5 protein-coding genes are annotated in these 2008 nt (G+C 32.1%); all 5 read right to left on the bottom strand.

Going from position 1 to position 2008, the window contains the following annotated elements; translation table 11 throughout:
- Positions 1-206, bottom strand: a 206-nt coding sequence (locus tag ACQ0RB_RS15665) for a phosphoadenosine phosphosulfate reductase family protein (RefSeq protein ID WP_430499629.1), incomplete at its 3' end; no start/stop codon positions are given.
- Between the two features lie 12 nt (positions 207-218).
- On the bottom strand, positions 219-728 hold the full coding sequence (locus ACQ0RB_RS15660) for a hypothetical protein (protein ID WP_430499627.1): 510 nt from the start codon (positions 726-728) through the stop codon (positions 219-221).
- Positions 715-1317 (bottom strand): adenylyl-sulfate kinase, encoded by a 603-nt coding sequence (gene cysC / locus ACQ0RB_RS15655; RefSeq protein WP_430499625.1) that lies wholly within the window; start codon positions 1315-1317, stop codon positions 715-717. Before cysC ends, ACQ0RB_RS15660 begins: the two co-directional genes overlap by 14 nt.
- A gap of 1 nt (position 1318) precedes the next feature.
- Complete coding sequence (locus ACQ0RB_RS15650; protein WP_430496356.1) at positions 1319-1747, bottom strand: DUF2061 domain-containing protein; 429 nt, start codon at positions 1745-1747, stop codon at positions 1319-1321.
- Positions 1748-2008 (bottom strand): 3'(2'),5'-bisphosphate nucleotidase CysQ family protein (locus tag ACQ0RB_RS15645; RefSeq protein ID WP_430499623.1); only part of this gene is annotated, 261 nt, incomplete at its 5' end.

The following is a 2008-nucleotide window of genomic DNA, read 5'->3' as shown; positions in this document are numbered from 1 at the left end:
AAATTGTGACCAGTGTCAACATGCATTAATGGAAATGGTATTTTAGCAGGATAAAATGCTTTTTTGGCTAAATGTGTTACCAAGATAGAATCTTTTCCTCCTGAAAATAAAATTACTGGATTTTCAAATTGTGCCCAAACTTCACGTAAAACAAAAATTGCCTCACTCTCTAACTCGTCTAGATAATTTAAATAATACTTACTCATCAACTCCGCTTTTTATTCAAATAATATATCTCTAATTTTAAAACCACCTAATCTTCCGGATCCCTTCCAATCTTTTCTTTTATATATAAATACATCTACACTATCGAAGTAGTTTGTACTTTTCAATATCTGCTTTGCAATAACATACTTCTGCCCTTCAATAATCTCTATTTCAGGATTAAAAGACATATTAAGTGGTTTTTCTAAAGTTCTATCAAAAGCTCGAATTCCCATACTAAATGCTTCAACTGTTTCTGGGGTTGCATTATTATCCAATAAAAAAACAAAACCTATTAAACTGTCATTTTCTTTTTGAATCCCAAACTTATTTACCTTGTATCCACTTGTGAGGTCTTTTTCTATTGGTCTTAAATCTAACAACGAGGATTCAAAAGCACTTGGTGGAGGTGTCTCTTCAGTGGATTGGTTAATTTCCTTTTTTGTGTTTTCCTTTTTTTCTGATTTACAAGAAAGCAGACAAAATAAAGCAATACTGAGTATATAAAATTTAGTTTTCATCATGTATTAATTTGTGACTTATATATTTCATAATCGAATCAACAGCAACTTCAATACTTTGTTCTTCAGTTTTGATTTCGATATCAGGTGTTTCTGGCTTTTCATAAGGCGAAGAAACTCCTGTCATATTTGTAATTTCACCTGCTCTTGCTTTTTTATAAAGCCCTTTTACATCACGTCTTTCACACTCTTCAACACTTGTGTTTACAAATATTTCGACAAAGTTAACATCTTTAACGATACTTTTTATGTTCTCTCGGTCTTTTTTGTAAGGTGATACAAAAGCTGCAAGTGTTACTATACCTGCATTAACCATTAAGTTGGCTATTTCAGCAATTCTACGGATATTTTCAGTTCTATCTTCTGGAACAAAGGTTAAGTCTTTATTAATTCCTTTTCTTATGTTATCACCATCTAACATATAGGTCCTTACACCTTGTTGGAATAGCTTTTGTTCTACTAAATTAGCAATTGTAGATTTACCCGAACCCGAAAGCCCTGTAAACCATAACAAAAAAGAGTTGTGTCCGTTTAACTTTCGTCTATCATCTATAGATATTTGATAATTGTATGGGATAATGTTTTCCTCCATTTTATTTATTGTTTCTTTTACTTAATCCAAAATCTATATTATACCACACGCGCTCATGTAAATAGTAAAGTATCATTTTAGTTACCACCTCAGCAAAACCAATTTGTAATGCTGAAAGTGGGTTGCCAGAAATAATCCACGCTAATGTCATTGTATCTATTGTTCCTATAAACCGCCAAGTAATTGTTTTAGCTATATGTCGTTTTCTACTTTCAAGAAGAACACCGTCCTTCGATAAATTAATTTTGTACCAAACACGTTCGTGTAAATAGTATAATACAGATTTGGTAGTGACTTCTGCAAACCCTATTTTAAGTCCTGCTAAAGGATCTCCTGTAATTATCCAAGAAAGAATTATTGTATCTATTGTTCCAACAACCCTCCATGTTATGGTTTTGGCTATATGTCTTTTATAGGATACATCTGCCATTTATTTGCTAACTAAAAAATAACTGTTTAATAGGTTTTCTTTATTGTATGCTAATGGTTTATTTGTTTCTTTTGAAATAACTTGTAATCCAACAGCATTACAAATGGCTTGTCCTGCTGCAGTGTCCCATTCCATTGTAGGTGCATATCGTGGATATACATCGGCATTTCCTTCGGCAACTAAACAGAATTTTAAGGAGCTTCCTTTTGATACTATTTCAACCTCTTTACCATCTGCTTTCAAACTTTCTACAAAATCTAA

The sequence above is a fragment of the Gaetbulibacter sp. PBL-D1 genome, from assembly GCF_050509525.1.
GTDB lineage: Bacteria > Bacteroidota > Bacteroidia > Flavobacteriales > Flavobacteriaceae > Gaetbulibacter_B > Gaetbulibacter_B jejuensis.
Note: the sequence above shows the minus strand (reverse complement) of the source record. Positions and strands in the feature narration are given on the sequence as shown.

Coding starts and splice junctions, on each gene's coding strand:
- ACQ0RB_RS15660 (WP_430499627.1), bottom strand. CDS start 728: ATGATGAAAACTAAATTTTATATACTCAGTATTGCTTTATTTTGTCTG.
- cysC (WP_430499625.1), bottom strand. CDS start 1,317: ATGGAGGAAAACATTATCCCATACAATTATCAAATATCTATAGATGAT.
- ACQ0RB_RS15650 (WP_430496356.1), bottom strand. CDS start 1,747: ATGGCAGATGTATCCTATAAAAGACATATAGCCAAAACCATAACATGG.